At 39.5% G+C, this 1442-nt stretch carries 2 protein-coding genes and 1 pseudogene; 2 read left to right on the forward strand and 1 reads right to left on the reverse strand.

The window, feature by feature from the left end:
- Window positions 1–130, forward strand: a 130-nt coding sequence (locus KFO35_RS14045) for a phage holin (RefSeq protein ID WP_244653266.1), incomplete at its 5' end; no start/stop codon positions are given.
- 10 nt (window positions 131–140) lie between these two features.
- Window positions 141–1148 (forward strand): annotated as a pseudogene (locus KFO35_RS14050) (peptidoglycan recognition protein family protein); the annotation flags it as partial.
- 129 nt (window positions 1149–1277) lie between these two features.
- Here the strand turns inward: KFO35_RS14050 and KFO35_RS14055 are convergent.
- Window positions 1278–1442 (reverse strand): IS3 family transposase (locus KFO35_RS14055; protein ID WP_211140350.1); only part of this gene is annotated, 165 nt, incomplete at its 5' end.

The following is a 1442-nucleotide window of genomic DNA, read 5'->3' on the forward strand; positions in this document are numbered from 1 at the left end:
TGTATTAGTTGCAACACTAGGCAAAGCATATGGATGGAATGGAACAGATATGACAGTTCTGACTATCAATGCAGTAGCGACGTTTTTAGGTGTTATCACTGGTGTGTCTGCATATAACTTAAAAAAATAGGAGGAAAAAAATGAAGAAAATCATTTTATCATTGAGCCTACTAATGGCTCTTTTTTTATTACCTTCGAATGCTTTTGCCTACACTATTAACAATGAATTTAATTTAGGTGTAAATGAAGGTAGCTCTCAAGTAGCGAATAATCAGTATATTTTACTTCATGAAACGGCTAACGAAACAGCAACAGGACGCAATGAAGCACAGTATATGCAACGTTCATGGACTAGTGCTTATACTGCTTACATTGTGGGAGACGGTGGAATTGTTTACCAAGTCGGACAACCTGGTTATGTACAGTACGGTGCTGGTTCGTATGCTAATGCAAATAGTCCTGTGCAGATTGAGTTACAACACACACATGATAAAACAACGTTTGAGAAAAACTACAAGGCATACGTTGAATTGGCTAGAGATTCAGCAATGAAATATGGTATTCCATTAACATTGGACACGCCTTATAACCAACCAGGAATCAAATCGCATTTATGGGTAACACAAAATATTTGGGGCAATCATACAGATCCTTACGGTTATCTTTCTGAAATGGGTGTAAGTAAAGAAAAATTAGCCTATGATTTGGCTCATGGTTTTACGGATGATAATCCAACTACTTCGGAGGATAAACCAGTCATTGATCCAACTAGAGCAGGTGCTGCAAATCCTACGCTGACAGATGGAACAAATTACGCCCACATTGATCAGTTCGGAGAAATCGAAAACGCAAACTTGCATGTAGCTGGATGGCACATTGCTAACTATAAATACGAGTATATCTTCATTATGAATTACGATACTGGAAAAGAATTAGCTCGAGTAAGAGGTGATGGAATTTATAGACCGGATGTAAATCAAGCGTATGGGACATCTGGGAATGTTGGCTATCATGTATCTTTTAACATGCACAACTTCCCTAATAAGAAAGTATACGTTATGATGCGTGCTACAAATGATCCAACAGGAAATACTAAAGGTGGAGCGCAAGATTTCCACGATAAACGATGGTACTTAAATATTCCGCAATGGAATGGCAACAGTTTTTTTGACAAATTTTATAAGGTGCAGAACTTCTTTCCGTATGCTATTCCCGATTGTCCTTGACAATGAGCCTCCTCGGATGTGACGATCTTCGGCAGGAGCTAACAGTTAAAGTTAGACTGCCTCGCTAACGTTAGCACATCCGAGCTCATTATCAAGGATTCGCTGCGCCAATCTCTGGTTACGGTAACCAACCGGTGTCTCGTAGCCAAGTGTACCGTGCAACCGAAGGTGGTTCCACCAATTGACATAGTCAAATAACTCCAAATCCAATTGTTG

It is taken from the genome of Enterococcus lactis, assembly GCF_015751045.1.
GTDB lineage: Bacteria > Bacillota > Bacilli > Lactobacillales > Enterococcaceae > Enterococcus_B > Enterococcus_B lactis.